Origin of the sequence: Nocardioides sp. AE5, assembly GCF_031844485.1 — a bacterium.
Lineage (GTDB): Bacteria > Actinomycetota > Actinomycetes > Propionibacteriales > Nocardioidaceae > Nocardioides.
Map to the genome: position 1 here is coordinate 145784 of NZ_JAUZVI010000004.1, position 24950 is coordinate 170733.

Sequence of the window (24950 nt, forward strand, 5' to 3'; positions counted from 1 at the left end):
ATGCCCAAGATCACCGCGAACAGCGTCGACGAGCACCGCAACCAGGTCCATCACGCCATCTTCCAGTCCCTTGCCTCGTTGATGAACGAGCGCAGCTTCGACGCGATCACGATGGCCCAGATCGCCGCCGGTGCAGGCATCGGACGCACCGCGATCTATCACCACTTCCCCGACAAGGACGCGGTCGTGGTCGCGTTCGCCTCGGACGAGACCGCGCGCTACATCGAGCGCCTGGAGGCGGTCCTCGCCGACACCGCAGGACCGGCGGAGGCGTTGCGCGTCTACATCCGGCACAACCTGGACTCCGGCGAGCAGTTCCACGTGGGCCTCGGCCCCAAGCTCTATGGGTTGCTCGCGCCCGAGTCGCGGCAGGCGATCCGTGAGCACGTGGTGGCCATCGAGGACGTGCTGCGCTCCATCCTGCAGCAGGGACTCGCCGCGGGGGTCTTCGCGTACGACGACGAGGCGGCCGCCATGGCGATGGTCCATGCCGGCCTGTCCGCCCGGCAGGTGGACCCGACCCAGGTCGAGGATTTCCTCTTGCGCGGCCTCTCCACCCGGACTTAGAGTTAGGTAAACCTAACTAGCGGCCTTGCGTTTCGCCTGACAGTTTGTCAGAATGATCCTGACAGTTTGTCAGCCACCGCCAAGGCACACCAGGAGCCACGCATGACCATCCTCGACGAGGCCGTCACCACCCAGCCACTCTCCGTCGCGATGCGCGAGGGATCCCAGGCCGAGCACACCGCCGCAGAGACGTCCGGCTACATGGACGACCTGCTCAACGGCCGCCTCAACGAACTCGGCTACGCCGACTACCTGCTGCGCCTGCGGCCGATCTATGCCGCCCTGGAGGAGGTCGGCAGCAAGCTGGCCGGCGACCCTGCCGTGGACGCCGTACTCGACGAGGCCCTGGTCCGCCTGGCCACCATCGACGCCGACCTCGACCACTGGGTCGGCGACGCGGACCGCACCGTCGACTCCCCCGCCGTGGACGCCTACGTGGCCCGCATCAAGGCCACCGCCAACTGGGCGCCGCTCTTCGTCGCCCACCATTACACCCGCTACCTCGGCGACCTCTCCGGCGGCCAGGCCATCGGCCGGATCCTGGACCGCACCTTCGAGCTCGACGGCAAGGGCATCGCCTTCTACGCCTTCACCGCGATCGAGAAGGTGAAGCCCTACAAGGACAACTACCGCGCCGCGCTGGACACCCTCGGCGCCGACCTCGACGAGGACCAGAAGGCCCGCATCGTCGACGAGGTGAAGGTCGCCTTCAACCTCAACCAGGCGCTCTTCGCCGAGCTCGGCGCGAACCTGGACACTTATCGCCGCTGAGCAGCTGCCCCCCAGACAGCCCCTCGGCCGAGGCCGGGGACCACGACACGCCGTGTGTACGGCGTGTCGTGGTGTTTTCTGCCCCGCGAGCGGTTGCCCGACCTGACAGGCTGGCGCCATGAAGGTCCTCCTCACCGGCGCGGCCGGCAGCATCGGCCAGGTCGTCTCCCTGGGGCTCGTCGACCGCGGACACGAGGTGGTGGGGCTTGACCTGGCCCGCACCCCTGACGGCTTCGACGGGACCTGGCACACGGTCGACTGCGTCGATCCCGACGCGGTCGCCGATGCGGTCGGCGCCCAACCCCTCGATGCCGTCGTACACCTGGCCTCGCACCCGGACGAGGCCAGCCTGCCCGCCACCCTGGCCTCCCACGTCATCACCACGGCAGCCCTGCTCGACGCCATGGTGGAGCACCAGGTGGACCGCATCGTGTATGCCTCCTCCAATCATGCCGTGGGACGTACGCCGCGCACCCACCTGCTCGGCATCGACGCCCGCCCGCGCCCGGACACCTTCTATGGCGTAGGCAAGGTCGCTGCCGAGGCACTGCTCAGCCTGTACGCCGACCGGCACGGCATCGACGCGATCGCCTGCCGTATCGGTTCCTTCCTCCCCGAGCCAGCCAGCGTCCGCCACCTGTCGACGTGGCTCTCCCACGACGACTGCGTGCGCATGGTCGACGCCGCCCTCACCGCGCCGGCGCCAGGCTTCGCCATGATCTACGGCATCTCGGCGAACACCCGGGCCTGGTGGGACCTGACGCCCGGGCGGGAACTCGGCTATCACCCGAGGGACGATGCGGAGGAGTTCGCTGGCCGGGTCGCCCCCGCCCCCGCCGATGCCGACGAGGCGGCGTACGTCGGTGGGCCCTTCGCCCTGCCCGCGTTCCACCGCTCCGCGCTCGACCGCACCGGGGAATGAGCGCCGGGCGTCAGGCAGACAACTGGCAGATCGCGGAGCGCAGCATCTGTTCGTGGTTCCACACCAGCAGGGGGCGCGCCACGTACGACGCGAGGCCCAGCCAGCGTGAGCCCACCTCCACTTCCTGCTCGAAGGAGAGCAGGGCGCCTGCCCCGTCCGGCACCAGGCGCCAGCGCACCCATCCGACCAGGTCCCCGGAGATGCTGGTCTGCAGCAGGTCCGGGAGACGATGCACCGCATGCAGGTACAGGTCGAGCGTGTAGGGCAACCTCGAGCGCACCAGGACCCTGGCGTCATCCGGTCCGACCTTGGCCACGGCACGCACCTCGGGCCACCACTGGGGATAGTGCTCCAGGTCGACCAAGCGCTCGTGGAGCCGGTCCACCGGAACGTCGATGCGCCAGCGGCCCGCGAAGCGATACAGCGTCGATGGGGCACGGATCACGTCGACCATCATGCCCGTCCCGGGCAATCACGGTCCTAGGCTGGGCCCATGCCTGACTCCTCGACCGCACTGGTCACCAGCTCCGTCTCCGAGGGCATCGCCCACGTCCGCCTGGACCGCCCGGAAAAGCTCAACGCGCTGACCCTGCAGACCCTCGACGAACTGGTCGAGACCGCACGCGAACTGCGTCGCGACCGGACCCTGCGCGCCGTGGTGATCTCCGGCGAGGGCGATTCCTTCTGCGCCGGCCTCGACTTCGCCTCGGTGCTCAAGAGGCCCACCGGCATCATCGGCGCCTTCGCGCCAAACCCGCTGCGGGGCACAAATACGTTCCAGGAGGCCTGCTGGGCGTGGCGACGGCTGCCCGTGCCGGTGATCGCCGCGGTGCACGGCCACTGCTACGGGGGCGGCCTGCAGATTGCCCTGGCGGCCGACTTCCGGATCACCACCCCGGACTCCCAGTGGTCCGTGCTCGAGGGACGTTGGGGCCTGATCCCGGACATGTCCGGAGTCCGTTCGCTCTCCGAAGTGGTCGGCATCGACACCGCGAAGCTGCTCACCATGACCGCGCGCACACTCTCGGGCAAGGAGGCCCTCGACCTCGGCCTGGCCACGGAGGTGGCCTCAGACCCGGTCGCCGCCGCGGACGACCTGGCCCGCGAGCTGGCCGCTCGCTCCCCCGATGCGCTGGCCGCGGCAAAGCGACTCTTCAACGCCTCCTACACCGACAGCACGCGGCGTACCTTCGCCCGGGAGCGGGCCGAGCAGCTCTTCCTGCTGATCAGCGCCAACACCCGTGCCGCACGGACCGCGGCGTTCAAGAAGGCGGCTCCGGCCTTCGGTCCCCGCGCCAGGCACTGACCGGGCACAGCACTGTGCAGTTGACGATAGTGTGCGACACACACTATCGTGTTTCTCGTGACTGATTCCGATGTTCTTGCCGGCCACCTCCAGGAGCTGCGACGCGGCACCGTGGTGATGGCCGCACTGGCCACCCTGAGCCGACCGACCTACGGCTATGCCCTCCTGGAGTCCCTGGAGCAGGCCGGCTTCAGCGTCGACGGCAACACCCTCTATCCCCTGCTGCGCCGCCTGGAGAAGCAGGGGCTGTTGGTCAGCGAGTGGAACACCGAGGAGTCACGACCGCGCAAGTTCTATCGGGTCAGCCCCGAGGGCGAGGCGCTGCTCAAGGCGTTGCTGGACGAATGGCGCACGCTGCACATCTCCATCGAGAAGCTGAGGTAGACCCATGGCCACCCTGACCGACAAGTACGTGCACGCCGTGACCCGGTCCCTGCCCGAGGACCAGCGCACCGACCTGGCCCACGAGCTCCGCGCCACGGTCGCCGACCGCATCGACTCCCTCTTGGAATCAGGTCTGGCCGAGGACCGCGAGGCCGCGGAGTACGCCGCCATCGTCGAGCTCGACGATCCGGTCCGGATGGCTGCTGGCTACACCGGCAAGCCGCTGCACCTGATCGGGCCAGCCGTCTTCCCGGCGTACGTGCGCCTGCTCCGGACCCTGGGCTTCGCCGTACTCCCGGTGATCGCCGCCGTCACCGTCGTGGTCGGCATCTTCGCCGACCGCTCGGTGGGCGGGATCATCGGTGCTGCCACGTGGGCCACGTTCAACGTGGCCGTGCACATGTTCTTCTGGGTGACCCTGATCTGGGTGCTCGTCGAGCGCAAGTCCGCACCCGCCGAGGCCGCCGACAACCTTGCCATCTCCTGGTCGCCCGACGACCTGCCCGACCCGCCACGCGAGACCGACTTCATGACCTCGGAGACCGTTCTCGGCATCGCCTTCCTCGGCGCCACCATCGCCTTCCTGATCGGGCAACACTTCCTCTCCTGGTTCGATGACCCGGCGGGCGACGCCATACCGATGCTGGACCCGGGCCTGTGGTCCGGCTGGCTGCCCGCCCTGATCGCCGTCCTGGTCGCCATGGCCGCGCTTGAGGTGGTCAAGTTCCGCACCGGGCGCTGGACTCCTGCGCTGACTCTGGGCAATGGCGTACTCGAGGTGGCGTTCGCGGCTCCCGTGATCTGGCTGGCCGCCACCGATCGGTTGGTGAACCCCGCCTTCCTTGCCGAGCTGGATCCGGGCTGGGCCGACGAGACGCACCACAACCTGGTCATCATCATGGTCGTCGCCGCGGTCGCCCTGTGGGGCATCGTCGACTCCGTCCGCAAGACGCGCCGGCCCGACCCGGCGATGGCGTAACCTCCACTCATCGCCGAGCATGTGGAGGGGTGCATGGGCCAGTTGACCGACACGTACGTCGCCGCAGCGACCCGTGCCCTGCCACCCGGGCGCCGGGCCGGTGTCGCCGAGGGGCTGCACCGCTCGATCGCCGCGAAGACCCACGCGCTGCGCGCTGCGGATGCCACGCTGGACGCGGACCAGGCCGAGTACGCCGCGCTCGTCGCACACGGTGATCCCGCCGAGCGCCTTCCCCGCTCCGGCGGGCGCCACCTGGTGGTCCGCCCGAGGACCTTCGGCATCGTCCTCGCAGTCGCGGTGGCGCTGACTGCGGCCACCGTCACCGTCAGCCACCTGCTCAGCGGCCCGCAGACCGCCCGCGACTGGGATGCGCTGACCTGGATGGTGATGCGCACCTGTTTCCGCACCATCGGGATCGTGGCGATCGCCTGGTTCCTGGTCGAGGTCGGCGGCCAGTCACGACGCCGCCGGAGCACGGGGAAGCCACACTGGGCGCCTGAGGACCTCGCCGAACCCCGCTGACCCGGGATGCCACGATGAGTAGGGTCCTCCCATGGATGCTTCCCTGCTGGCCACTGCCCGCGCCTGGGCGCTCGATGACCCCGACGACACCACGCGTGCGGAACTGGAACAGTTGATCGCTGCCGTCGAGGCGGGCGACGGCGACGCTGCCGTGGACCTGGCCAACCGCTTCGCCGGCACCCTCGAGTTCGGCACTGCAGGTCTCCGCGGGGCGCTGGGCGCCGGGCCCAACCGGATGAACCGGGTGGTGGTAATCCGCGCCGCGGCTGGCCTGGCGGCGTACCTGCGGGCGAACGGCGCCACCGATGAGGACGCCGTGGTGATCGGGTACGACGCGCGGCACAACTCCGACGTCTTCGCCCGCGACACCGCCGAGGTGGTCACCGGCGCCGGCCTGCGGGCACTGCTGCTGCCCGGGCAGTTGCCGACGCCGGTGCTCGCCCATGCGATCCGCAACCTCGGCTGCGTGGCCGGCGTGATGGTGACCGCGAGCCACAATCCGCCGCAGGACAACGGCTACAAGGTCTATCTCGGCGACGGCAGCCAGATCGTCCCCCCGGCCGACACGGAGATCGCGGCGCAGATCGCGGCTGTCGGTGCGTTGTCCGACGTACGCCGCGGTGCCCCGGGCGAGCAGCTCGACGCGGCGGTCGTGGACGACTACGTGGCGGATGTCGGCGCCGTGGTCGGCGATGGCCCGCGCGACCTGCGCCTGGTCTACACCCCCCTGCACGGGGTCGGGAACGACACCGTGCTGCGGGTCCTGGCCGAGGCAGGGTTCCCGGCGCCAGCCGTGGTCGCCGAGCAGCAGCAGCCCGATCCGGAGTTCTCCACCGTCGCCTTCCCGAACCCGGAGGAGCCCGGGGCGATGGACCTGGCCATGGCGTTGGCCGAGGAGGTCGACGCAGACCTGGTCGTCGCGAACGACCCGGACGCGGACCGGTGCGCCGCCGCGGTCCCCGGCCCGCAGGGGTGGCGGATGCTGCGCGGCGACGAGGTGGGCGCGTTGCTCGCCGACCACCTGCTGCGCCGTGGCAAGCAGGGCACGTACGCCGCCTCGATCGTCTCCTCCTCCCTCGTGGGGCGCCTGGCTGCTGCGGCCGGCCAGCCGTACGTCGAGACGCTGACCGGGTTCAAGTGGATCGGGCGCCTGGACGGGCTGGCATTCGGTTATGAGGAGGCGCTCGGCTATTGCGTCGACCCCGACCACGTCAAGGACAAGGACGGGGTCTCGGCCCTGCTGCTGCTCTGCGAGGTCGCTGCTGAGGCGAAGGCAGCCGGGCGGACCTTGGTCGACCTGCTCGACGACATCGCGGTGCGCCATGGGCTCCATGCCACCGACCAGCTCTCGGCCCGGGTCAGTGACCTGGCCGCGATCGATGCGGCGATGGCGCGGCTCCGATCGAACCCGCCGACCGTGCTCGGTGACCTGGCGGTCGAGTCGTGCGATGACCTCTCCCTGGGCTCGGACCTGCTGCCGCCAACCGACGGGCTCCGCTATCGCCTCGCCGAGGGCGCGCGGGTGATCGTGCGCCCCAGCGGCACCGAGCCGAAGATCAAGTGCTACCTCGAGCTCGTCGTCCCCGTGGAGGACGGCCCCGACGGCACCGCCGGCGAGCGGGTGGCGGCCGCGCGGATCGTGGCGGCCGGGCGCCTCGACGCACTGCGCCACGGGATCAAGGAAGCCGCCGGGATCTGATCCTGAGTCCGCAGGGGTTGTGTCGGGCCCCTCTGATGGACTGTTCGCATGATCGATACCGATGCAGCTCTGGCCCCGTTCGAGGTGGATGACCTCGACGGTGACGTGCTGCTCGATCTGATCTCCGACAACACCGACCAGGAATGGCGCGCTGAGCGTCGCCGGCTGCGGTTGGCGTATCAGCTGTGCGTGACGCACCCGGCTGTGGAGGCGGATCCGGCGTCGTGGGCGGACGGGATCCTCGACCTGGCTGGTTACACCGACACCCTCGGCGGGGAGGGGACGCCGGAGGTGGCGGCGTTCACTGTCGAGTTGTGGGCCACCGCAGCCGGTGTCTCCACATGGTCAGCGAAACGAACTCTCGCTGCGGCACTGGACCTGCACCACCGCCTCCCGCACACCTGGGCCGCGGTGGAAGACCTCCGTATCCCTGGTTGGAAGGCTTGCCGGGTCGCCGAGGACACCAACCGCCTCTCGCTTGAGGCCGCGACCTGGGTGGATGAGGAACTGGCACGGCGGGGGACGTGGGGGTTGCCGACGATCGAGAAGACCATCAAGACCGCGATCGCGATGTTCCACCCCGACCTGGTCAAGAACAACGGCCTACCGGGGCGTGATGACTGGGACGTCACTATCGACCACACGGCTGGTGTGGATGGGACCAGCCGCCTGGACGCGATCGGCGACAGCGTGGACCTGGAGAAGTTCCACTCCCTCCTCGCCGACGAGGCCGCCACGATGGGCCGCCTCGGCGACACCGACACGTTGGGGCAGCGGAAGGCCAAAGCCCTCGGCGCGCTCGCGGACCGGCAGGCGACTGCGGACCTGCTCGGCCTGCTCAATGACGACACCGACAACGGTGGGAGCAGCACGGACGGGGACAACCAGGCTGGTGGTCTGGTCCACCCGGTCACCGGCAAGCCCGTCACCCGGCGCCGCTCCTACCTCAAGACCCGCCTGTACGTACACATGACGCTGGCGGACCTCGCCACGATGGCCGGCGCGACCACCGACGCCGCGGCCGCGGGTGGTCACGTCGCCGCGACGAACCTCTTCGGGACCGTCCACCTCGACACCCTCACGACCTGGCTACGCGACCTCGGCACCAACGCTCGCGTCACGCCCGTCATCGACACCAACCGTGACTGGGCGGTCGACCACCACGATCCACCCGAAACCATGCGCGAACAAGTGATTCTCCGCGATCAGCACTGCGTCTTCCCGTGGTGCACAGTCGATGCCCGCAACTGCGACCTCGACCACATCGAGCCCTACGACGAACACGGCCCACCCGACCAGACCAGGCCCGAGAACCTCGCGCCGCTCTGTCGGCGACATCATCTGGCGAAGACTCACGGGACGTGGCGCTACGTCCGCAACCGCGACGGCACCTACACCTGGACCAACCACACCCACGCATGGCTCGTCACCCGCGACGGCACCACCAGCCTCACCGACCCCTGACTACCCCGCCCCTGACCCCCGGGAACGGCGCCAACCGCCCACAGCGAACCGCACCCCGGGGACACAGGCATGCCATCGCCGCTACGTAGCAGTCCCTTCGCGACTGACAACTGGCAGGTTCCCCACCGCGGGATCACCCGCTGACGCGCTGCCCTCCCAGGGCCGACGCGGTAGTCAGACCAGAAAGAGCACTGCGCTGGCCACCAGGCAGGCCACCAGCACGCCGATCTCGGGCCAGGCCGGGGTGGTCACGGCAGCACCGCCGGGTTCACGAGCGGTCCGGGCCTCGTCGGCCAGGTGCGCCACCCGCACCTCCACCAGGTCGGCCATGTTCTTCATCGGGTCCGGCACGCGGGCCGCAGAGTTGATCTCGCGGCGGGTGCGCGAGAAGGCATTCGAGCGGTGCAACCGGCCCGCCGCGGTCACCTTCAGGTAGAGCTCGACCGTGACGTCGGTGACCTCCGCCAACGGGATCACCGTGTCCGAGAAACTGTTGCGCAAGCGCAGCGCCGGACCGTCGATGGTCACCTTCGGACGCAGGAAGAGGCACCACAACCCGACCGCAGCGGCACCACAGGCAGCGAGCACTGCTGGCCCACGACCGGCCAGGCCGTCGGCGAGCAGGGCGACCACCACGGCAGCGACCAGCGCGAGCCCGAAGGCGCCGATGAAACGGCCGTTGTCCGACCCGAAGTCGTGCTGGTGCCCCACGGCCCCTCCTTGGCTGGTCCGCCACTCTGCCATCGCGTGCCCACCGGCACTGTTGCCCGGTTGTGATCCCGGCTCCCTTGCCGGGGCCACGATCAACCCTATGCTGGACCGGTGACGAACACCTCCGCCGCTCCCGCCGCGCACAGTTTCGCCGACGTCACCTCGTCGAACGAATCACTGCGCCGATTCCTCCATGGCCTGCCCGGCGTCGACCAGGTCGGCGCCGAGGCCCGCGCCGCATCACTGGGCACCCGGTCGATCAAGACCACGGCCAAGGCCTACGCCCTCGACCTGGCCATCCGGATGGTCGACCTGACCACCCTGGAGGGCGCCGACACCCCCGGCAAGGTGCGCGCCCTGGCCAACAAGGCGATGCGCCCCGACCCGGCCGATCCGTCCTGCCCGCAGACCGCCGCCGTCTGCGTCTATCCCGACATGGTCGGGGTGGCAAAGGAGACCCTGGGCGACAGCGGCGTACACGTCGCCGCGGTGGCCACGGCCTTCCCCAGCGGCCGCGCGGCGCTGGACATCAAGCTGGCCGACACCCGCGACGCGATCGAGGCGGGCGCCGACGAGATCGACATGGTGATCGACCGCGGCGCCTTCCTGGCCGGCCGCTACCTCGACGTGTACGACGAGATCGTCGCGATCCGGGAGGCCTGCGACGCGACCAACCCGGGCGCCCACCTGAAGGTGATCTTCGAGACCGGCGAACTGCAGACCTACGACAACGTACGCCGTGCCTCCTGGCTGGCGATGATGGCCGGCGGCCACTTCATCAAGACCTCCACCGGCAAGGTGCAGCCAGCCGCCACGCTGCCAGTCACCCTGGTGATGCTGGAGGCCGTGCGCGACTTCCGTGAGGCGACCGGGCAGATGGTCGGCGTGAAGCCCGCCGGCGGGATCCGGACCGCCAAGGACGCGATCAAATACCTGGTCATGGTCAACGAGGTCGCCGGACCCGACTGGCTGGATCCGGACTGGTTCCGCTTCGGAGCCTCCTCGCTGCTCAACGAGTTGCTGATGCAGCGCACGAAGATGACCACCGGCCGCTACTCCGGCCCCGACTACTTCACCCTGGACTGAGGCAGAGATGGCTGACTTCGACTACGCACCGGCCCCCGAGTCACGCAGCATCGTCGACATCAAGGCGTCCTACGGCCTCTTCGTCAACGGCGAGTTCGTCGACGGCACCGGCACCAGCTTCAAGACGGTCAACCCCGCCACCGAGGAGGTCCTGGCCGAGGTCGCCGAGGCCAGCGAGGCCGACGTCGACGCTGCGGTCAAGGCGGCCCGTCGGGCGCATTCCCGGGCCTGGGGCAAGATGCCCGGCAAGGAGCGCGCCAAGTACCTCTACCGGATCGCCCGGATCATCGCCGAACGCGGCCGTGAACTCGCCGTGCTCGAGTCGATCGACAACGGCAAGCCGATCAAGGAGTCCCGCGACGTCGACGTACCCATCGCGTCAGCGCACTTCTTCTACTACGCCGGCTGGGCCGACAAACTGGAGTACAGCGGCTATGGCACCCGCAGCCTCGGGGTCGCCGCGCAGGTGATCCCGTGGAACTTCCCGTTGCTGATGCTGGCCTGGAAGATCGCACCGGCCCTGGCGGCCGGCAACACCGTGGTCCTCAAGCCAGCCGAGACCACTCCCCTGACCGCGCTGCTCTTCGCCGAGATCTGCCAGCAGGCCGACCTCCCGCCCGGCGTGGTCAACATCGTCACCGGCGCCGGGGAGACCGGGCGCCACCTGGTCTCCCACAAGGACGTCGACAAGGTCGCCTTCACCGGCTCCACCGACGTCGGCCGGGCGATCGCCAAGGCGGTGGCCGGCACCGACAAGCGGGTCACCCTCGAACTCGGCGGCAAGGCCGCCAACATCGTCTTCGACGACGCCCCGATCGACCAGGCCGTGGAGGGCATCGTCAACGGGATCTTCTTCAACCAGGGCCACGTCTGCTGTGCCGGCAGCCGGTTGCTGGTCCAGGAGAGCGTCGCCGACGAGGTGCTGGAGCGGCTCAAGCGGCGGATGTCCACGCTGCGGGTCGGCGACCCGCTGGACAAGAACACCGACGTCGGCGCGATCAACTCCGCCGAACAACTGGCCCGGATCACCGAGCTCACCAGGGTCGGCGAGGACGAGGGGGCCGGCCGCTGGTCGCCGGCCTGCGACCTGCCGGAGCGGGGCTTCTGGTTCGCCCCCACCCTCTTCACCGGGGTCACCCAGGCGCACCGGATCGCCCGTGAGGAGATCTTCGGCCCGGTGCTCTCGGTGCTGACGTTCCGCACGCCCGCCGAGGCGGTCGAGAAGGCCAACAACACGCCGTACGGGCTCTCCGCGGGGATCTGGACCGACAAGGGGTCGCGGATCCTGTGGATGGCCGACCAGCTCCGCGCCGGCGTGGTGTGGGCCAACACGTTCAACAAGTTCGACCCGACCAGCCCGTTCGGTGGCTACAAGGAGTCTGGCTATGGCCGCGAGGGCGGCCGGCACGGGCTCGAGGGCTATCTGCAGTCCGAGGAGGGGGCACGATGAGCCGCATCGACGTCCGCAAGACCTACAAGCTCTACATCGGTGGCGCGTTCCCGCGCTCGGAGTCGGGCCACTCCTACGTGGTCAACGACGCGAAGGGGAAGTTCATGGCCAACGCCTCGCTCGCCTCCCGCAAGGACGCCCGGGACGCCGCCGTGGCGGCCCGGAAGGCGTTCGGCGGCTGGTCCGGCCGGACGGCGTACAACCGGGCGCAGATCGTCTACCGGATCGCCGAGGTGATGGAGGATCGCCGCCCGCAGTTCGTCGATGCGGTGCAGAAGTCGGAGGGGTTGACCGCGGCGCGGGCGAACAAGGTCGTCGACGAGGCGATCGACCGGCTGGTCTGGTACGCCGGGTGGGCCGACAAGATCACCCAGGTCACCGGCGGCGCCAACCCGGTGGCCGGGCCGTTCTTCAACCTGTCCACCCCCGAGCCGACCGGCGTGGTGGCGGTGCTGGCCCCGCAGGGATCCAGCCTGCTCGGCCTGGTCTCGGTGATCGCCCCGGCGATCACGGTCGGCAACACGGTGGTGGTGGTCTCCTCGCACGAGCGGCCGCTGCCAGCGGTCACCTTCGCCGAGGTGCTGGCCACCTCGGACGTGCCCGGCGGCGTGGTCAACATCCTGACCGGGTCCGCGGCGACGATCGGTCCGTGGCTGGCTGCGCACATGGACGTCAACGCGATCGACCTCACCGGGGTCGCGGGCGAGGCGGACCTGGCGCGCGAGCTGGAGGTGGCGGCTGCGGAGAACCTGAAGCGGGTACGCCGCGCCCCGGCCACCGAGCCGGACTGGTCCGAGGACCCGGGCATCGACCGGATGACCGGCGTGCTGGAGACGAAGACCGTCTGGCACCCGATCGGCACCTGACGCCCGGCACCTGACGGCCCGGCGCCGGGTGTCAACGGGCCAGCAGCGCCTTGCTGATCACGTCGAGGATGTCGCGCGGGTCGAGGGCGGCGTAGGCACTGCCGCCGGTGGCCTCGGCGATCTGGGTCAGCGCGTCCATGTCGGCGTCCTCGGAGATCCCGATCGCGATGATCCGCACCGGCCGCTCCGGGTCCCGCTCGGCCCGCAGGGTGGCGAGCAGCTTGTCGAGCTCGATGGAGCCGGGGTCCTCGTTGGCACCGTCGGTGAGCAGCACGACGGCGTTGAAGTACGCCGGGTCGTACGACTCCTGGGCACTGCGGTACGCCGCGAGCGCGGTGTCATAGAGGCCGGTGCCGCCGTTGGTCAGGTCGAGCGCCTCGACCAGCCACGGTGCCAGCACCTCGCGCTGGGTGCTGCCCTCGACCTCGTCGTCGAGGCGGCGCAGCGGCACCAGTTCGCGGTGGTCGATGCCGGGGCCACCCTGGTCGATGGAGAAGAGCCACAGGCCCACCCGTGCCTGGTCGGGGAAGGTTTCCAGTGCGGTCGCCGCGGCGCTGGTGGCTAGCTCCATCCGGGTGCCGGCGCCCGGGACCCGGAAGTCCATCGAGCCGGACGCGTCGATCACGGCCAGGATGCTGGAGGGGACGGTCAGCACGTCCCACATCCGCAGGTCGGCGGCCATCTCGGCCGGCTCGGGCCTGGTGAGGACCTCCACCTCGCCCACCCCGATGCCGTCCAGTGGCGCGCCGCCTGCCGCGCGGAAGCCGTGGTCGGCGAGGGCGGCGGAGCCCTGCGGTCGACCCAGGTAGTCCAGCAACGCCTGGACGGCGCGGTTCTCCTGCGCAGCCGGGTCCAGGGCGACCAGCGGATAGGTCAGGGTGAGGGTCCCGGTGTCGGGCACGACCGCGACCAGGCGCCGGTTGCCCGGGCGGGCAGCGAGGTAGGCCTGCTCGGTGACCGGGACCAGCACCTTGGTGGTCGTAGTGACCGAGGCGAGCAGTTCCTCGATCGGGGTCGGTTCGGAGTCGCTGCGGGCGCCGTACCGCTGGGCGACGGGCACCAGTCGGGCGCTGATCTCCTCGCTCGAGACGCCGGAGGTCTCCTGTTCTGCGCGGGGTGCGGCCAGGGCCAGCGCCGAGGCCGCTTCCTGCTGCGGGTCGCGCAGGACCAGGCTGGCCGCGGCCAGCGCAGCAGACCACGACTCCGGCGCCTTGGCCGACGGACCACCCGCGAGCACCACCGGAGTGCTGGCCAGGGACGGGATCAACACCTGGGGCCGTACGCCGTCAGCGGCGAGCTGGTCCAGCCACACGTCGGAGTCAGGGACCCACAGGTCACCACTCCCCTGCCCGGCACCGGTGGCGAGGTCGGCGAAGACCTCGCTGCTCTGCCGCGCCTCCACGGTGATCGCGGCGCACCAGCCTTCTGCGCGCATCGCGGCGACGGTGGCGGTGAGCGCGGGCGCGAGGTCCGGCGCGCTGACCACGGTCGCGGTGGGCGGCGAGGCACATCCATCTGCTGCTGGTGAGGTCCGGGCACGCCACACGAAGAGGGCAGCGAGCAGCAGGGCCAGGACGATCAAGCCGATGACGATGCGGCCCCGCAGGGTCGTGTCGCGCTCCCGAGCGTGATGTCCAGTACTCATGACGCCTCCCTACGCCTGGGACTGGAAACGCAAGGCAGGTTAGTGCACCGGACGCGAAAGGGAGAAACCGGACTGGATCAGATCGGCACCCCGAGCACCAGCTTGAGCAGCGCCCAGAAGGCGATCACCACGCCACCGAAGCAACAGATCACCACCCCGAGCACCTGGTGCGCCCAGCTGACAGCGCCGGGGCGGGCCATCGACGTGAGCAGTGAGACCCGGGTCGGGTCGTCCCGGTGGAAGACCACGTCCACGGTCTCCCCCACCTTCGCCGGGGCCGGCGTCGCGCCGCTCATCGACTCGGCCTGGACGATGCGTCCGTCGCCGAGGGCGAACTCGACGACCGGGAAGTACGAGAGCCGGGTGGAGGTCTCGCGGTGGAAGCTCGGCTCGACGAAGCGACTGCGCATCTCGACCACCCTGGCCGGGATGACGATCCCGTGGCGCAGGAAGTCGTCAGCTGCTGCGCGGCCCCGGCGCCCGCGGAAAACAAACCAGCCACCGCATCCGAAGCAGCCAGCTGCGGCCACCAGGCAGACGAGGGTGAACACGCCTCAGGCTCCGATGCCGCTCAGGCGCACCGAGTCCGGCGCGTGCTCGCGGATCGCCCGCGCGACGTCGTCCCCGCGCTCGTCCGGAACGGCGATCACGATCTGCTCGGAGTTGTCGGCGTCGGGATCGATGATGCGTCCCTTGCTCCCGGCGGGGAGGGACCGCTCGCCCTCGACGTGGAGGCGGACCTGCCCCGGCAGCACGGTAATGGAGCGCACCTCGGACCAGGTGAGTCGGCGTCCGGTGACCCGGATGCCGTCACGGCCGACCTTGAGCGTGACGGTGCGCGCGGCCACCTGCCACACCACGAGACCGACGGTGGTCGCCAGCAGTGCCCCGAGGAGGGCCCAGGTGGGTTCCTCGTCCGAGATCCAGCGGATCAGCGCGAAGACTCCGCAGAGCACCAACACGCTGCGCAGCCAGGTCACGATCCTGGCACGCACCTGGTCCTGGTCCCTCACGGTCATCCTCGTCGCCTCCTTCCTGCTCGTCTCGTCGGTCGTCCCTGCCTCGCCTGGTCGACAGCCGCGCTTGATCGGGCACAATGTCGCGGTGCCCTCCCTCGCCATCGTCCTTGCTGGTCCCTCCGGGGCCGGGAAGTCCCGGCTGGCCCAGCGCCTGGGACTGCCGGTGCTGCGCCTGGACGACTTCTACAAGGACGGCGACGATCCCACTCTGCCCGTGATCACCGGTGGCGCAAACACCGGACTTGTGGATTGGGACCATCCGGACTCCTGGCTGCCGGACGATGCGGTCGCTGCCATGACCGAACTCTGCCGGACCGGGCGGACCGAGGTGCCGGTCTATGAGATCGCTCGCAACGGTCGTTGCGGGTCACGGGTGCTCGACCTCGGAGACGCCCCGTTCTTCGTGGCCGAGGGCATCTTCGCCCAGGACGTGGTTGCCCCCTTGCGACAGCAGGGCCGGATCGCTGCGGCGTACTGCATCACCCAGCATCCGGTCCTCACCTTCTGGCGCCGCCTGACCCGGGACCTGCGCGAGCATCGCAAGCCGCCGCTGGTGTTGCTTCGCCGTGGTTTCGTGTTGGCCCGGGCGCAGCGACGCGTGGTCGCCGATGCCGTCGCCAAGGGGTGTCGGGTGGCGCGTCCCGAGCAGGCGTATGCCGAGATCACCCGGCTGGTGGTGGGCCGCTGATGGATCCGTCGTCGCGGCGCTTCGCGCAGCCTGATGCCCGCAGTTGCGGGGCGTCCGTGCTGGTGATGGCCCAGATGCTGCGCAACCCGGCATACGCCGCACGCCTGGCCGGGCCTGACCTGTGGCGGGCAGAGGTGCTCGCCATGCACCGTCGGGTCACCTCGAGCGCGGATGTGGCCGGTCGGTTGCAGGCGCCGTGGCCGCGGACGTTGGGCACTCCCCCGTGGGCGATCGCGCGACAACTGCAGGGCACCACCGGTACGCCGTACCGGTTGGGCGCCATCTGGCCGCATCGCCGCGCGCAGGCTCTGGCGGAGATTCGCGCCGCAGTGCGCCCCGGCCTCCCGGTGCCGCTCTACGTCGGCAACCGGTGGTTGCCCCGGCACGTGGTGCTCGTCCTGGACGCGGAGTTGACCACTTATGAGCCGGCCAGTGGGCGGTACCTACGTCTTGAGGCGGAGCGGTTCGTCGCCGGTGCGGTCGGTCTGGCGGGGTGGCAGGTGCCGTGGTTCAGCGTGCTGCCGCGGCGTACCCCGGCTTGATCACCTCGTTGATGATCGCCAACCGCTCGTCGAAGGGCAGGAACGCCGACTTCATCGCGTTGATCGTGAACCACTGCAGGTCGGCCAGGTCGAACCCGAACGCCTCGACCAGCGAGGTCATCTCGGCCGTCATCGAGGTGCCGCTCATCAGCCGGTTGTCGGTGTTGACGGTGACCCGGAACCGGAGCCTGGTGAGCAGTCCGATCGGGTGCTCGGCGATCGAAGCCGCGGCGCCGGTCTGCACGTTGGACGCCGGGCACATCTCCAGCGGGATCCGCATGTCGCGCACGTACGCCGCCAACCGACCCAGCTCAGCGGTGCCGTCCTCGGCCACGGTGATGTCGTCGACGATCCGTACGCCGTGACCGAGCCGGTCCGCGCCGCACCACTGGATCGCCTGCCAGATCGACGGAAGCCCGAACGCCTCCCCGGCATGGATGGTGAAGTGCGCGTTCTCACGCTGCAGGAACTCGAACGCATCCAGGTGCCGGGTCGGCGGGAACCCGTCCTCGGCGCCGGCGATGTCGAAGCCGGCCACGCCACGATCGCGCCACGCAACCGACAGCTCGGCGATCTCCATCGAGCGGGCCTGGTGGCGCATCGCGGTGAGCAACTGGCGCACCAGGATCGCCCCGCTGCTGGCGGCGACCGCCTCGTCGAACCCGGCCTGCACCGCAGCGACCACCTCGTCCAGGGTGAGTCCACCCTCAAGATGCTGCTCGGGGGCATAGCGGATCTCGGCATAGACGACTCCGTCGTCGACCAGGTCCTCCACGCACTCACGCGCCACCCGCCGCAACGCCGACGCCGTCTGCATCACCGCGACCGTGTGGTCGAACGTCTCCAGGTACCGCACCAACGACCCCGAGTTCGCCGCCTCGGCGAACCAGGCACCGAGCTGCGCCGGATCCTCGACCGGCAAGGGGTGCCCGACCTCGGCTGCCAGTTCGGCCACCGTGCCGGGGCGCAACCCACCGTCGAGGTGGTCGTGCAGGAGCACCTTGGGCAGTCGGCGTACGTCGTCGGTGGTGAGCACCATGTGTCCATCATGGCAGCAAGAACTGTCCGCGGAATCCGTGCCGCACCCCATCCCCAGACCACCCGATTCCGGCTATCGTCAGGCCATGCGAGTCTTCAGCACTTTTGACGAACTGTCCGAGGCGGCCGGGACCGAGCTGGGCACCAGCGACTGGGTCACCATCGACCAGCGCCGGGTCAACGCCTTTGCCGACGCCACCGGCGACCACCAGTGGATCCACGTCGACCTGGAGCGGGCAAAGGATGGTCCCTTCGGCGGCACCATCGCCCACGGCTATCTCACCCTGTCGCTGATCCCGTGGCTGGGCAGCCAGATCTTCAAGCTGCAGACGCCCGGCGCCAAGCTCAACTACGGCGTGAACAAGGTCCGCTTCCCCACTCCCCTGCTGGTCGGCAAGCGGATCCGCTCGCACGTCTCCTTCAAGGAGGTCACCGACATCCCCGCCGGCAAGCAGCTCGTGGTGGGCCACACCATCGAGATCGAGGGCGAGGAGAAGCCGGCCTGCGTCGCGGAGACCGTGGTCCTGCTGTTGCCCTGAGCTCCGTCAGTCGGCGACCACCCGGTCGATCACCAACGGCTCCGCGGCGTACGCCGTCACCTCAGCGCTGCCTGCAGGAGCGATGTCGAAGCCGCCCTCGAGCGAGGCCAGCGCGCGGTCGAACCGCTCAGGCTCATCGGTGAGCAAGGTGAAGAGCGGCGTGCCCTGGCGCACCTCGTCGCCCGGGCGCGCATGCCACACGACCCCGGCACCGGCCTGGACCTCGGCGCCCTGTCGGGCCCGCCCGGCACCGAGTCGCCACGCGGCCATCCCGACCGCCATCGCATCCAGGCGGACCAGCCTGCCGGTGGTCGGTGCCGTCACAACGTGCTCCTCCCGCGCCGTCGGCAGGGGTGCGTCGGGGTCACCGTCCTGGGCACGGATCATCGCCTTCCAGACGTCCATCGCGGACCCGTCCGCCAACTTCTCCGCCGGGTCAACGTCGCTGATGCCGGCCCCGGCGAGCATCTCGCGGGCCAGCGCCACGGTCAGCTCGACCACGTCGGCAGGTCCGCCCCCGGCGAGCACCTCGACCGACTCGGCGACCTCGATCGCGTTGCCGGCGGTGAGGCCGAGCGGGGTGGACATGTCGGTGAGCAGCGCAACCGTGTGCACGCCGGCACCGGTGCCGAGCGCGACCATGGTCTCGGCGAGCTCGCGGGCCCGGGGCAAGTCCTTCATGAAGGCGCCGGTGCCGACCTTGACGTCGAGGACCAGTGAACCGGTGCCCTCGGCGATCTTCTTGCTCATGATCGAGGAGGCGATCAGCGGGATCGCCTCGACGGTGCCGGTCACATCGCGCAGCGCGTAGAGCTTCTTGTCCGCCGGGGCCAGGCCGGAACCAGCAGCGCAGATCACCGCCCCGATCTCCTGCAGTTGGGCGAGCATGTCGGCGTTCGACAATGCCGCCCGCCAACCAGGGATCGCCTCCAGTTTGTCCAGGGTGCCACCGGTGTGGCCCAGCCCGCGCCCGGAGAGCTGCGGCACCGCGACACCGCAGGCGGCCACCAGCGGCGCCAGTGGCAGGGTGATCTTGTCCCCCACGCCACCGGTGGAGTGCTTGTCGGCGGTCGGGCGTGACAGTGAGGAGAAGTCCATCCGTTCGCCGGAGGCGATCATCGCCTGTGTCCAGCGGGCGATCTCGCGGCGGTCCATGCCGTTGAGCAGGATCGCCATCGCCAGCGCCGACATCTGCTCGTCGGCCACCTCGCCGTTGGTGTAGTTGGCGATCACCCAGTCGATCTGGCTGTCGCTCAACGCCGCACCGTCACGCTTGGCGGCGATCACCTCGACCGCATCGTGCTCGCTCACAGCCTCATCCCTTCCCCGGCCCCCTGGCCCACCCGCACGGACTCATACCCACGCAGCACGAAGGTCCCCCGTGAGACTGGGTCGGCGGTGAACGCCAGCCCCGGCATCTGGTCGAAGAGGAAGCCCACCGACTCGACGAGTTCCATCCGGGCCAGCGGCGCGCCCAGGCAGAAGTGCAGCCCGGCACCGAATCCGATGTGTGGGTTGTCGTCCCGGTCGACCAGGAACTCGTCGGGTCGTTCGAAGACGGCCGGGTCCCGGTTGGCGGCGCCGAGCAACGCCGCGATCCGCTGGCCCGCAGCGATCGGTTGTCCCGCCACCTCGACGTCGGTGATCGCTGTGCGGACGAAGAGCTGTGCCGAGGCGTCGAAGCGGACCATCTCCTCCACGCAGGTCTCGACCTGGTCGGCGGTGGGGCGGATGTCGCGCTCCAGCATCGCGACTAGGCCATTGCCGAAGACGTTCACGGTGGCCTCGTGGCCGGCGTTGAGCAACAGCACTGCCGAGGCGACCACTTCGTCCTCGCTCAGCCGGGCTGCGCCGTCGCGGGCGGCCACCAGGTCGGTGATCAGGTCGGGCTGCGGGTCGGTCTCGCGGGCCTTGGCGATCTCCCGGACCGCGGCCGTGAAGTCGACGGCGGCCGAGACTGCGGCGTCGACGACCGCTTGGTCGGGGTCCACCTCATACATCCGCACGATCGCCTGCGACCAGTCGCGCAATTCGGGCACCAGCGAGGTCGGTACGCCGAGCAGTTCGGCGATCACCAGCACCGGGAGGGGTTCGGCGTACTGGCCGATCACGTCGAAGTCGTCACGGTCGACCTCGGCCAACAGGCCCGCGGCAAGCTCACGGACCCGGGGGCGGAGCCGCTCCACGTGGCCGCGGGCGAAGGCCTTGGTGACCAGTCGTCGCAGCCGGGTGTGGACCGGCGGCTCGTTCTCCATCATCTGGTTGCGGTGCAGCATGTTGAACGGTTCGAGCTCGGCGACCGGCTCCCGGTCGGTCCACAGCCGGCCCAGGTTGCGGTTGCGCAGCACCGCGCTGGCGGCGGCGTGGCTGAAGGTGAGGAACATCCGGGACGGCTCGTGCCAGGCCACCTCCCCCAGTTCCCGCTCGGCGGCGAAGTGGGGGTAGGGGTCGGCGATCACGGCCGGGGAGGTGAAGTCAAACGTTGTCGAGCGCATGGGGTCCAAACGAGTCGGGGAGGATCTCCTCCATGGTGCGTACGCCGGCACTGGTCATCAGTTGCATGTCCGGGCCACCGCTCTCCATCAGCAGTTGCCGGCACCGGCCACACGGCATGATCACCTCGCCTGCCTTGTTGACACAGACCAGGTGGGTGAGCCGGCCGCCCCCGCTCATGTGCAGTTGCGAGACCAGGCCGCACTCGGCGCACAGCGCCACGCCGTACGCCGCGTTCTCCACGTTGCAACCGGCCACGACGCGGCCGTCGTCGACCAGCGCCGCCGCCCCGACCTGGTAGTCCGAGTACGGCGCGTAGGCGCGGCGCATCGCGGCCACCGCCTGCTTGGTCAACGCTGCCCAGTCGATCTCCGTCCCGGCCACGTCAGCCTGCCGATCCCTTGCGGTAGGTCTGGCCGTCCGCGGCCGGCATCCGCAGTTGCTGGGCGAACAGGGCGAGCACCAGCAGCGTCGTCACGTACGGCGCCATCCCGGTGAAGTGCCGGGGCACCTCGTCGGTGGCGAAGAACCAGACGAAGAAGACCAGGGCGCCGAGACCGGCACCGATCACCTTGGACCAGAGCCTGCGTCGCGCCTGCCACACCGCCACGCAGACGAGTGCCACGGCGATGCCGAGCAGCAGGGCGTGCAGCGACTCGGTGCCGCCACGCAACTGGATCGCCTGGGTGTAGCCGAAGATGCCGGCGCCGATCATCAGCCCGCCCGGGCGCCAGTTGCCGAAGATCAGTGCGGCCAGGCCGATGTAGCCCAGCCCACCGGTCTGGCCGTTCTGGTAACCGGAGAAGGAGACCATCGCCAGGTAGGCACCGCCGAGGCCGGCCAGTGCGCCGGAGACGGTGACCGCGACGAACTTGTAGAAGTAGACGTTGACACCGAGGCTCTCCGCCGCCGACGGGGACTCGCCGACCGAGCGGATCCGCAACCCGAACGCGGTGTGCCACAGGATCCACCAGGTGGCCACGGCCAGCAGCAGCGCGAGCATGGTCAATGCGTTGAATCCGCCGACCAGGACCCCGAGCAGGGAGAAGGCGTCCGAGACCAGGAAGATGCCCTTGCCGGCCATCTCGCGGCACAGGTCGTCGAGTGGGCCGATGTTCAGCGACCATGCGTGCGGCAGCGGCGGGGACTGGGTCGGCCCACCGCCGGGCAGGTCAGCGAAGAACTGCTCGGCCAGGAAGCCGGCGATGCCGACGGCCATGATGTTGATGGCGACACCGGAGACGATGTGGTCGACCCCGAAGATCACGGTGGCCACGGCGTGCAGCACGCCGCCGATGGCACCGAAGACCAGGGCGCCCAGCACGCCGGCAATGACGCCGTGCTGGTAGCCCATGTAGCCGGCGCCGAGGGTGCCGACGATCATCATCCCCTCGAGGCCGATGTTGACCACACCGGCGCGCTCGGACCACAGCCCGCCGAGACCGGCCAGGGCGATCGGGATGCTGGCCACCAGTGCAGCGCGGAGCGCCCCGGTGGAGTTGATGTCGTTGGCGCCGGTGCTCACCCGGAGCAGGGCCAGGGCGACGAAGCCGATGGCGAACCACAGCAGCCAGCGCAGCGCGTTGCCGCCCTGCTTGCGCGGGGCCACCTCGGGGACCTCGACGGCGGGTACGACGGCACTCATGGGGCTACCTCCACGGTGTCGGTGCGGGCCAGGGCACGGCCCACCGCCGCCTGCTCCCGCTTGATCCGGTAGCGGCGGACCACCTCATAGGCGATCACCACGGCCAGCACGATGATGCCCTGGCTGACCGCGACGATGTCCGGGGAGACCCCGGCCAGGATGTTGAGCACGGCGGCCCGTTCCTGCAGGAAGGCGAAGATCAGGGCACCGAAGGCGACCCCGATCGGGTGGTTGCGGCCCAGCAGGGCCACCGCGATGCCGGCAAACCCGAGGCCGGCCTCGAACGAGGAGCCGTAGTTGTGAGCCTGTCCGAAGAGCACCGGCATACCGACCAGTCCGGCCACGGCGCCGGACATCAGCATCGAGACCACGACCATCTTCTTCACGCTCACACCGGAGGCGACCGCAGCGGTCTCCGACGTACCGGTGGCGCGGAGGTTGAAGCCGAAGGTGGTGCGGTTGAGCACCCACCAGAAGACCAGTCCGCTGAGCACCGAGAGGAAGAGCAGGGTGTAGATCGACGGTCCCGAGAAGAGGCCGAACAGTGAGGTGCCCTCGGAGGTGGACTCGCCGGGGATCCGCTTGGTGTTCGTCGAGTTGCCCGTCGAGACGCCCACCTTGGCGATCAGGAAGCCCACCAGCAGGCCGGCAATGGCGTTGAGCATGATCGTGGAGATCACCTCCGAGACGCCACGGGTCACCCGCAGGATGCCGGCGATGCCGGCCCAGACGGCCCCGGCGAGCATCGCGACCAGGATGGCGAAGGCGATGTTCCAGCGGCCGGGCAGCCACGCTTCCCCGGCCACCACGGCCGCGGCGAAGGACCCGACCCGGTATTGCCCCTCCACGCCGATGTTGAACAGGTTCATCCGGAAGCCGATCGCACAGGCGATGCCGGCCAGGTAGAGGATCCCCGCATAGTTGAGGATGTTGGCCAGTTGCCGCTCGCTGGGCACGGTGAGGATGGTGTCCCAGAAGCCGGACACGTTGTTGCCCGTCACGGCCAGGATCAGGGACGTGATGATGCCCGCGATCACCAGCGCGAGCACCGGGGCGACCAGGGACCACCCCAACCTGGCGAGCATTGTCCTGACCGCGTTCATGCGGCTCCCTCCGCTCCGGTCATCGCCGAGCCAAGGTCCTGCGGGGTGACGTCGCGGGGGTCGAAGGTGCCGACCAGGCGGCCACGCAGCATCACCTGGATGGTGTCGGAGAGGCCGATCAACTCGTCCAGGTCGGCCGAGACCAGCAGCACCGCCAGGCCCTCGCGGCGGGCCTGGCGGATGTGGCCCCAGATCTGCGCCTGGGCCCCGACGTCGACCCCGCGGGTCGGGTGCGAGGCGATCAACAGGCGGGGTTGGCCGCTCATCTCACGACCCACGATGAACTTCTGCTGGTTGCCCCCAGACAGGGCGCCGGCCGCCGTGTCGATGCCGGGAGTGCGGACGTCGTACTCCTCGATGATCCGCTGCGCATCACGCTTCGCGCCCCGGCGGTTGATCAGGCCACGCCGGGCACTCGGCGGACGGGTCTGGTGGCCGAGGATGCGGTTCTCCCACAGTGGCGCGGGCAGCAGCAGGCCGTGCCGGTGGCGGTCCTCAGGGACGAAGCCGATCCCGGAGGCACGGCGCTTGCGCGTCGACCACTTGCTGATGTCCTCACCGGCCAGCACCATCGAGCCGCGGCTGGCCTCCAGCATCCCGACGATCACCTCGACCAGTTCGGTCTGGCCGTTGCCCTCGACCCCGGCGATGCCCAGCACCTCCCCGGCCCGGATGTGCAGGTCGATGTCGGCCAGCACCGCCCGGCCCTGGGCGTCGTCCAGGCCGACGTCGCGTACGTCGAGGACCACCTCGTCGCGGACCGTGGATTCGCCCGCCTCGGGCGAGGGGAGTTCGCTGCCCACCATCAGCTCGGCCAACTGGCGCGAGGTGACCCCCTCCGGCGAGACCGTGTCCACGCATGTGCCGCGGCGGACCACCGTGATCCGGTCGGCCACCGCGAGCACCTCGTCGAGCTTGTGGGAGATGAAGATCAGGGTGTGGCCCTGCTCCTTGAGGGTGGCCAGGTTGCGGAACAGGGATTCGACTTCCTGGGGCACCAGCACCGCGGTCGGTTCGTCGAGGATGATGATCTTCGCGCCGCGGTAGAGGACCTTGAGGATCTCGATCCGCTGGCGCTGTCCCACGCCGAGGCTGGCCACCAGGGCATCGGGGTCCAGGCCGAAGCCGTACTGGTCGGAGATCTCCTGCACCCGGCGTCGGGCGGCGGCGCCGATCCCGGCCACGTTCTCGGCGCCGAGGACGACGTTCTCGAGGACCGTCAGGTTGTCGGCCAATTGGAAGTGCTGGAAGACCATGCCGACGCCGCGTGCGATCGCGTCGGAGGGCGTGTTCAGCACGACCGGTGCCTCGTCGATCCAGATGCTGCCCTCGTCCGGCTTCTGCACGCCGTAGAGGATCTTCATCAGTGTCGACTTGCCGGCACCGTTCTCGCCCACGATGGCGTGGATGGTGCCGGATTCGATCGTGAACGAAATGTCGTGGTTGGCGATCACGCCCGGGAATCGCTTGCCGATCCCCTCCACTCGCACCGCGTCCATGAGTCCTCCCTC

The 24950-nt window shown here is 69.8% G+C and carries 27 protein-coding genes; 15 read left to right on the forward strand and 12 right to left on the reverse strand.

What is annotated here, in order from left to right; translation table 11 throughout:
* The 3 genes from Q9R27_RS08275 to Q9R27_RS08285 all read left to right on the forward strand — a co-directional run bounded on the left by Q9R27_RS08275 (window position 1) and on the right by Q9R27_RS08285 (window position 2260).
* Window positions 1-567, forward strand: coding sequence for a TetR/AcrR family transcriptional regulator (locus tag Q9R27_RS08275; protein ID WP_311251887.1), 567 nt, complete (start codon window positions 1-3; stop codon window positions 565-567).
* Between the two features lie 102 nt (window positions 568-669).
* On the forward strand, window positions 670-1338 hold the full coding sequence (locus tag Q9R27_RS08280) for a biliverdin-producing heme oxygenase (RefSeq protein WP_311251888.1): 669 nt from the start codon (window positions 670-672) through the stop codon (window positions 1336-1338).
* Between the two features lie 118 nt (window positions 1339-1456).
* The gene (locus Q9R27_RS08285; RefSeq protein ID WP_311251889.1) at window positions 1457-2260 is read left to right on the forward strand and encodes an NAD(P)-dependent oxidoreductase; all 804 of its coding nucleotides are present in this window, start codon (window positions 1457-1459) and stop codon (window positions 2258-2260) included.
* A 10-nt stretch (window positions 2261-2270) separates the two neighbouring features.
* Here Q9R27_RS08285 and Q9R27_RS08290 read toward each other — a convergent pair whose 3' ends face one another.
* Entirely contained in the window at window positions 2271-2705 is a 435-nt protein-coding gene (locus tag Q9R27_RS08290; protein WP_311251890.1) for an SRPBCC family protein, read from the reverse strand.
* Window positions 2706-2753: 48 nt separating this feature from the next.
* Here Q9R27_RS08290 and Q9R27_RS08295 point away from each other — a divergent pair, with 48 nt between their 5' ends.
* Genes Q9R27_RS08295 through Q9R27_RS08320 form a run of 6 tightly spaced genes read left to right on the forward strand, consistent with a single transcriptional unit; the run spans window position 2754 to window position 8614 of the window.
* The gene (locus Q9R27_RS08295; RefSeq protein WP_311251891.1) at window positions 2754-3566 is read left to right on the forward strand and encodes a crotonase/enoyl-CoA hydratase family protein; all 813 of its coding nucleotides are present in this window, start codon (window positions 2754-2756) and stop codon (window positions 3564-3566) included.
* Between the two features lie 57 nt (window positions 3567-3623).
* Complete coding sequence (locus Q9R27_RS08300) at window positions 3624-3950, forward strand: PadR family transcriptional regulator (protein ID WP_311251892.1); 327 nt, start codon at window positions 3624-3626, stop codon at window positions 3948-3950.
* Window positions 3951-3954: 4 nt separating this feature from the next.
* The gene (locus tag Q9R27_RS08305; protein WP_311251893.1) at window positions 3955-4929 is read left to right on the forward strand and encodes a hypothetical protein; all 975 of its coding nucleotides are present in this window, start codon (window positions 3955-3957) and stop codon (window positions 4927-4929) included.
* Window positions 4930-4962: 33 nt separating this feature from the next.
* Window positions 4963-5451 carry a hypothetical protein gene (locus Q9R27_RS08310; protein WP_311251894.1) on the forward strand — a complete coding sequence of 163 codons (489 nt, stop codon included), beginning with the start codon at window positions 4963-4965 and terminating at the stop codon, window positions 5449-5451.
* A gap of 31 nt (window positions 5452-5482) precedes the next feature.
* Entirely contained in the window at window positions 5483-7150 is a 1668-nt protein-coding gene (locus Q9R27_RS08315) for a phospho-sugar mutase (protein WP_311251895.1), read from the forward strand.
* 48 nt (window positions 7151-7198) lie between these two features.
* Window positions 7199-8614, forward strand: a complete 1416-nt coding sequence (locus Q9R27_RS08320) for a hypothetical protein (protein WP_311251896.1) — start codon at window positions 7199-7201, stop codon at window positions 8612-8614.
* Between the two features lie 174 nt (window positions 8615-8788).
* On the opposite strand, the gene Q9R27_RS08325 is transcribed toward Q9R27_RS08320, so the two are convergent.
* A complete protein-coding gene (locus tag Q9R27_RS08325) occupies window positions 8789-9325 on the reverse strand; it encodes a hypothetical protein (protein WP_311251897.1) in 537 nt (178 codons plus the stop codon).
* A gap of 111 nt (window positions 9326-9436) precedes the next feature.
* On the opposite strand from Q9R27_RS08325, the gene deoC reads away from it, so the two are divergent.
* The 3 genes from deoC to Q9R27_RS08340 are packed head-to-tail and all read left to right on the forward strand — an operon-like array spanning window position 9437 to window position 12727.
* Complete coding sequence (gene deoC, locus Q9R27_RS08330) at window positions 9437-10411, forward strand: deoxyribose-phosphate aldolase (protein WP_397219659.1); 975 nt, start codon at window positions 9437-9439, stop codon at window positions 10409-10411.
* 7 nt (window positions 10412-10418) lie between these two features.
* The gene (locus Q9R27_RS08335; RefSeq protein ID WP_311251898.1) at window positions 10419-11861 is read left to right on the forward strand and encodes an aldehyde dehydrogenase family protein; all 1443 of its coding nucleotides are present in this window, start codon (window positions 10419-10421) and stop codon (window positions 11859-11861) included.
* On the forward strand, window positions 11858-12727 hold the full coding sequence (locus Q9R27_RS08340) for an aldehyde dehydrogenase family protein (protein WP_311251899.1): 870 nt from the start codon (window positions 11858-11860) through the stop codon (window positions 12725-12727). The genes Q9R27_RS08335 and Q9R27_RS08340 overlap by 4 nt, the downstream gene beginning before the upstream one ends.
* Window positions 12728-12758: 31 nt before the next feature.
* Here Q9R27_RS08340 and Q9R27_RS08345 read toward each other — a convergent pair whose 3' ends face one another.
* The 3 genes from Q9R27_RS08345 to Q9R27_RS08355 all read right to left on the reverse strand — a co-directional run bounded on the left by Q9R27_RS08345 (window position 12759) and on the right by Q9R27_RS08355 (window position 15391).
* Window positions 12759-14372, reverse strand: a complete 1614-nt coding sequence (locus Q9R27_RS08345; protein ID WP_311251900.1) for a substrate-binding and VWA domain-containing protein — start codon at window positions 14370-14372, stop codon at window positions 12759-12761.
* A gap of 77 nt (window positions 14373-14449) precedes the next feature.
* Entirely contained in the window at window positions 14450-14923 is a 474-nt protein-coding gene (locus Q9R27_RS08350; RefSeq protein ID WP_311251901.1) for a DUF3592 domain-containing protein, read from the reverse strand.
* Window positions 14924-14926: 3 nt separating this feature from the next.
* Entirely contained in the window at window positions 14927-15391 is a 465-nt protein-coding gene (locus Q9R27_RS08355; protein ID WP_311251902.1) for a hypothetical protein, read from the reverse strand.
* An 85-nt stretch (window positions 15392-15476) separates the two neighbouring features.
* Between Q9R27_RS08355 and Q9R27_RS08360 the strand changes: the two genes are divergently transcribed.
* Window positions 15477-16079: an ATP-binding protein gene (locus tag Q9R27_RS08360; protein WP_311251903.1), complete on the forward strand. Its 603-nt coding sequence runs from the start codon at window positions 15477-15479 to the stop codon at window positions 16077-16079.
* A complete protein-coding gene (locus tag Q9R27_RS08365; protein ID WP_311251904.1) occupies window positions 16079-16621 on the forward strand; it encodes a hypothetical protein in 543 nt (180 codons plus the stop codon). Before Q9R27_RS08360 ends, Q9R27_RS08365 begins: the two co-directional genes overlap by 1 nt.
* Here Q9R27_RS08365 and Q9R27_RS08370 read toward each other — a convergent pair.
* Window positions 16590-17660 carry an adenosine deaminase gene (locus tag Q9R27_RS08370; protein WP_311251905.1) on the reverse strand — a complete coding sequence of 357 codons (1071 nt, stop codon included), beginning with the start codon at window positions 17658-17660 and terminating at the stop codon, window positions 16590-16592. The genes Q9R27_RS08365 and Q9R27_RS08370 overlap by 32 nt on opposite strands.
* A gap of 85 nt (window positions 17661-17745) precedes the next feature.
* Between Q9R27_RS08370 and Q9R27_RS08375 the strand changes: the two genes are divergently transcribed.
* Entirely contained in the window at window positions 17746-18198 is a 453-nt protein-coding gene (locus Q9R27_RS08375; protein ID WP_311251906.1) for a MaoC family dehydratase, read from the forward strand.
* A gap of 6 nt (window positions 18199-18204) precedes the next feature.
* On the opposite strand, the gene Q9R27_RS08380 is transcribed toward Q9R27_RS08375, so the two are convergent.
* The 6 genes from Q9R27_RS08380 to Q9R27_RS08405 are packed head-to-tail and all read right to left on the reverse strand — an operon-like array spanning window position 18205 to window position 24938.
* Window positions 18205-19509 (reverse strand): thymidine phosphorylase, encoded by a 1305-nt coding sequence (locus tag Q9R27_RS08380; RefSeq protein WP_311251907.1) that lies wholly within the window; start codon window positions 19507-19509, stop codon window positions 18205-18207.
* The gene (locus Q9R27_RS08385; RefSeq protein ID WP_311251908.1) at window positions 19506-20693 is read right to left on the reverse strand and encodes a cytochrome P450; all 1188 of its coding nucleotides are present in this window, start codon (window positions 20691-20693) and stop codon (window positions 19506-19508) included. The genes Q9R27_RS08380 and Q9R27_RS08385 overlap by 4 nt, the downstream gene beginning before the upstream one ends.
* Window positions 20674-21075, reverse strand: coding sequence for a cytidine deaminase (locus Q9R27_RS08390; RefSeq protein WP_311251909.1), 402 nt, complete (start codon window positions 21073-21075; stop codon window positions 20674-20676). The genes Q9R27_RS08385 and Q9R27_RS08390 overlap by 20 nt, the downstream gene beginning before the upstream one ends.
* Window position 21076: 1 nt before the next feature.
* Complete coding sequence (locus tag Q9R27_RS08395) at window positions 21077-22336, reverse strand: ABC transporter permease (RefSeq protein ID WP_311251910.1); 1260 nt, start codon at window positions 22334-22336, stop codon at window positions 21077-21079.
* Window positions 22333-23439: an ABC transporter permease gene (locus tag Q9R27_RS08400; protein WP_311251911.1), complete on the reverse strand. Its 1107-nt coding sequence runs from the start codon at window positions 23437-23439 to the stop codon at window positions 22333-22335. Before Q9R27_RS08400 ends, Q9R27_RS08395 begins: the two co-directional genes overlap by 4 nt.
* Window positions 23436-24938, reverse strand: coding sequence for an ABC transporter ATP-binding protein (locus tag Q9R27_RS08405; RefSeq protein WP_311251912.1), 1503 nt, complete (start codon window positions 24936-24938; stop codon window positions 23436-23438). The genes Q9R27_RS08400 and Q9R27_RS08405 overlap by 4 nt, the downstream gene beginning before the upstream one ends.
* Window positions 24939-24950: the final 12 nt, after the last annotated feature.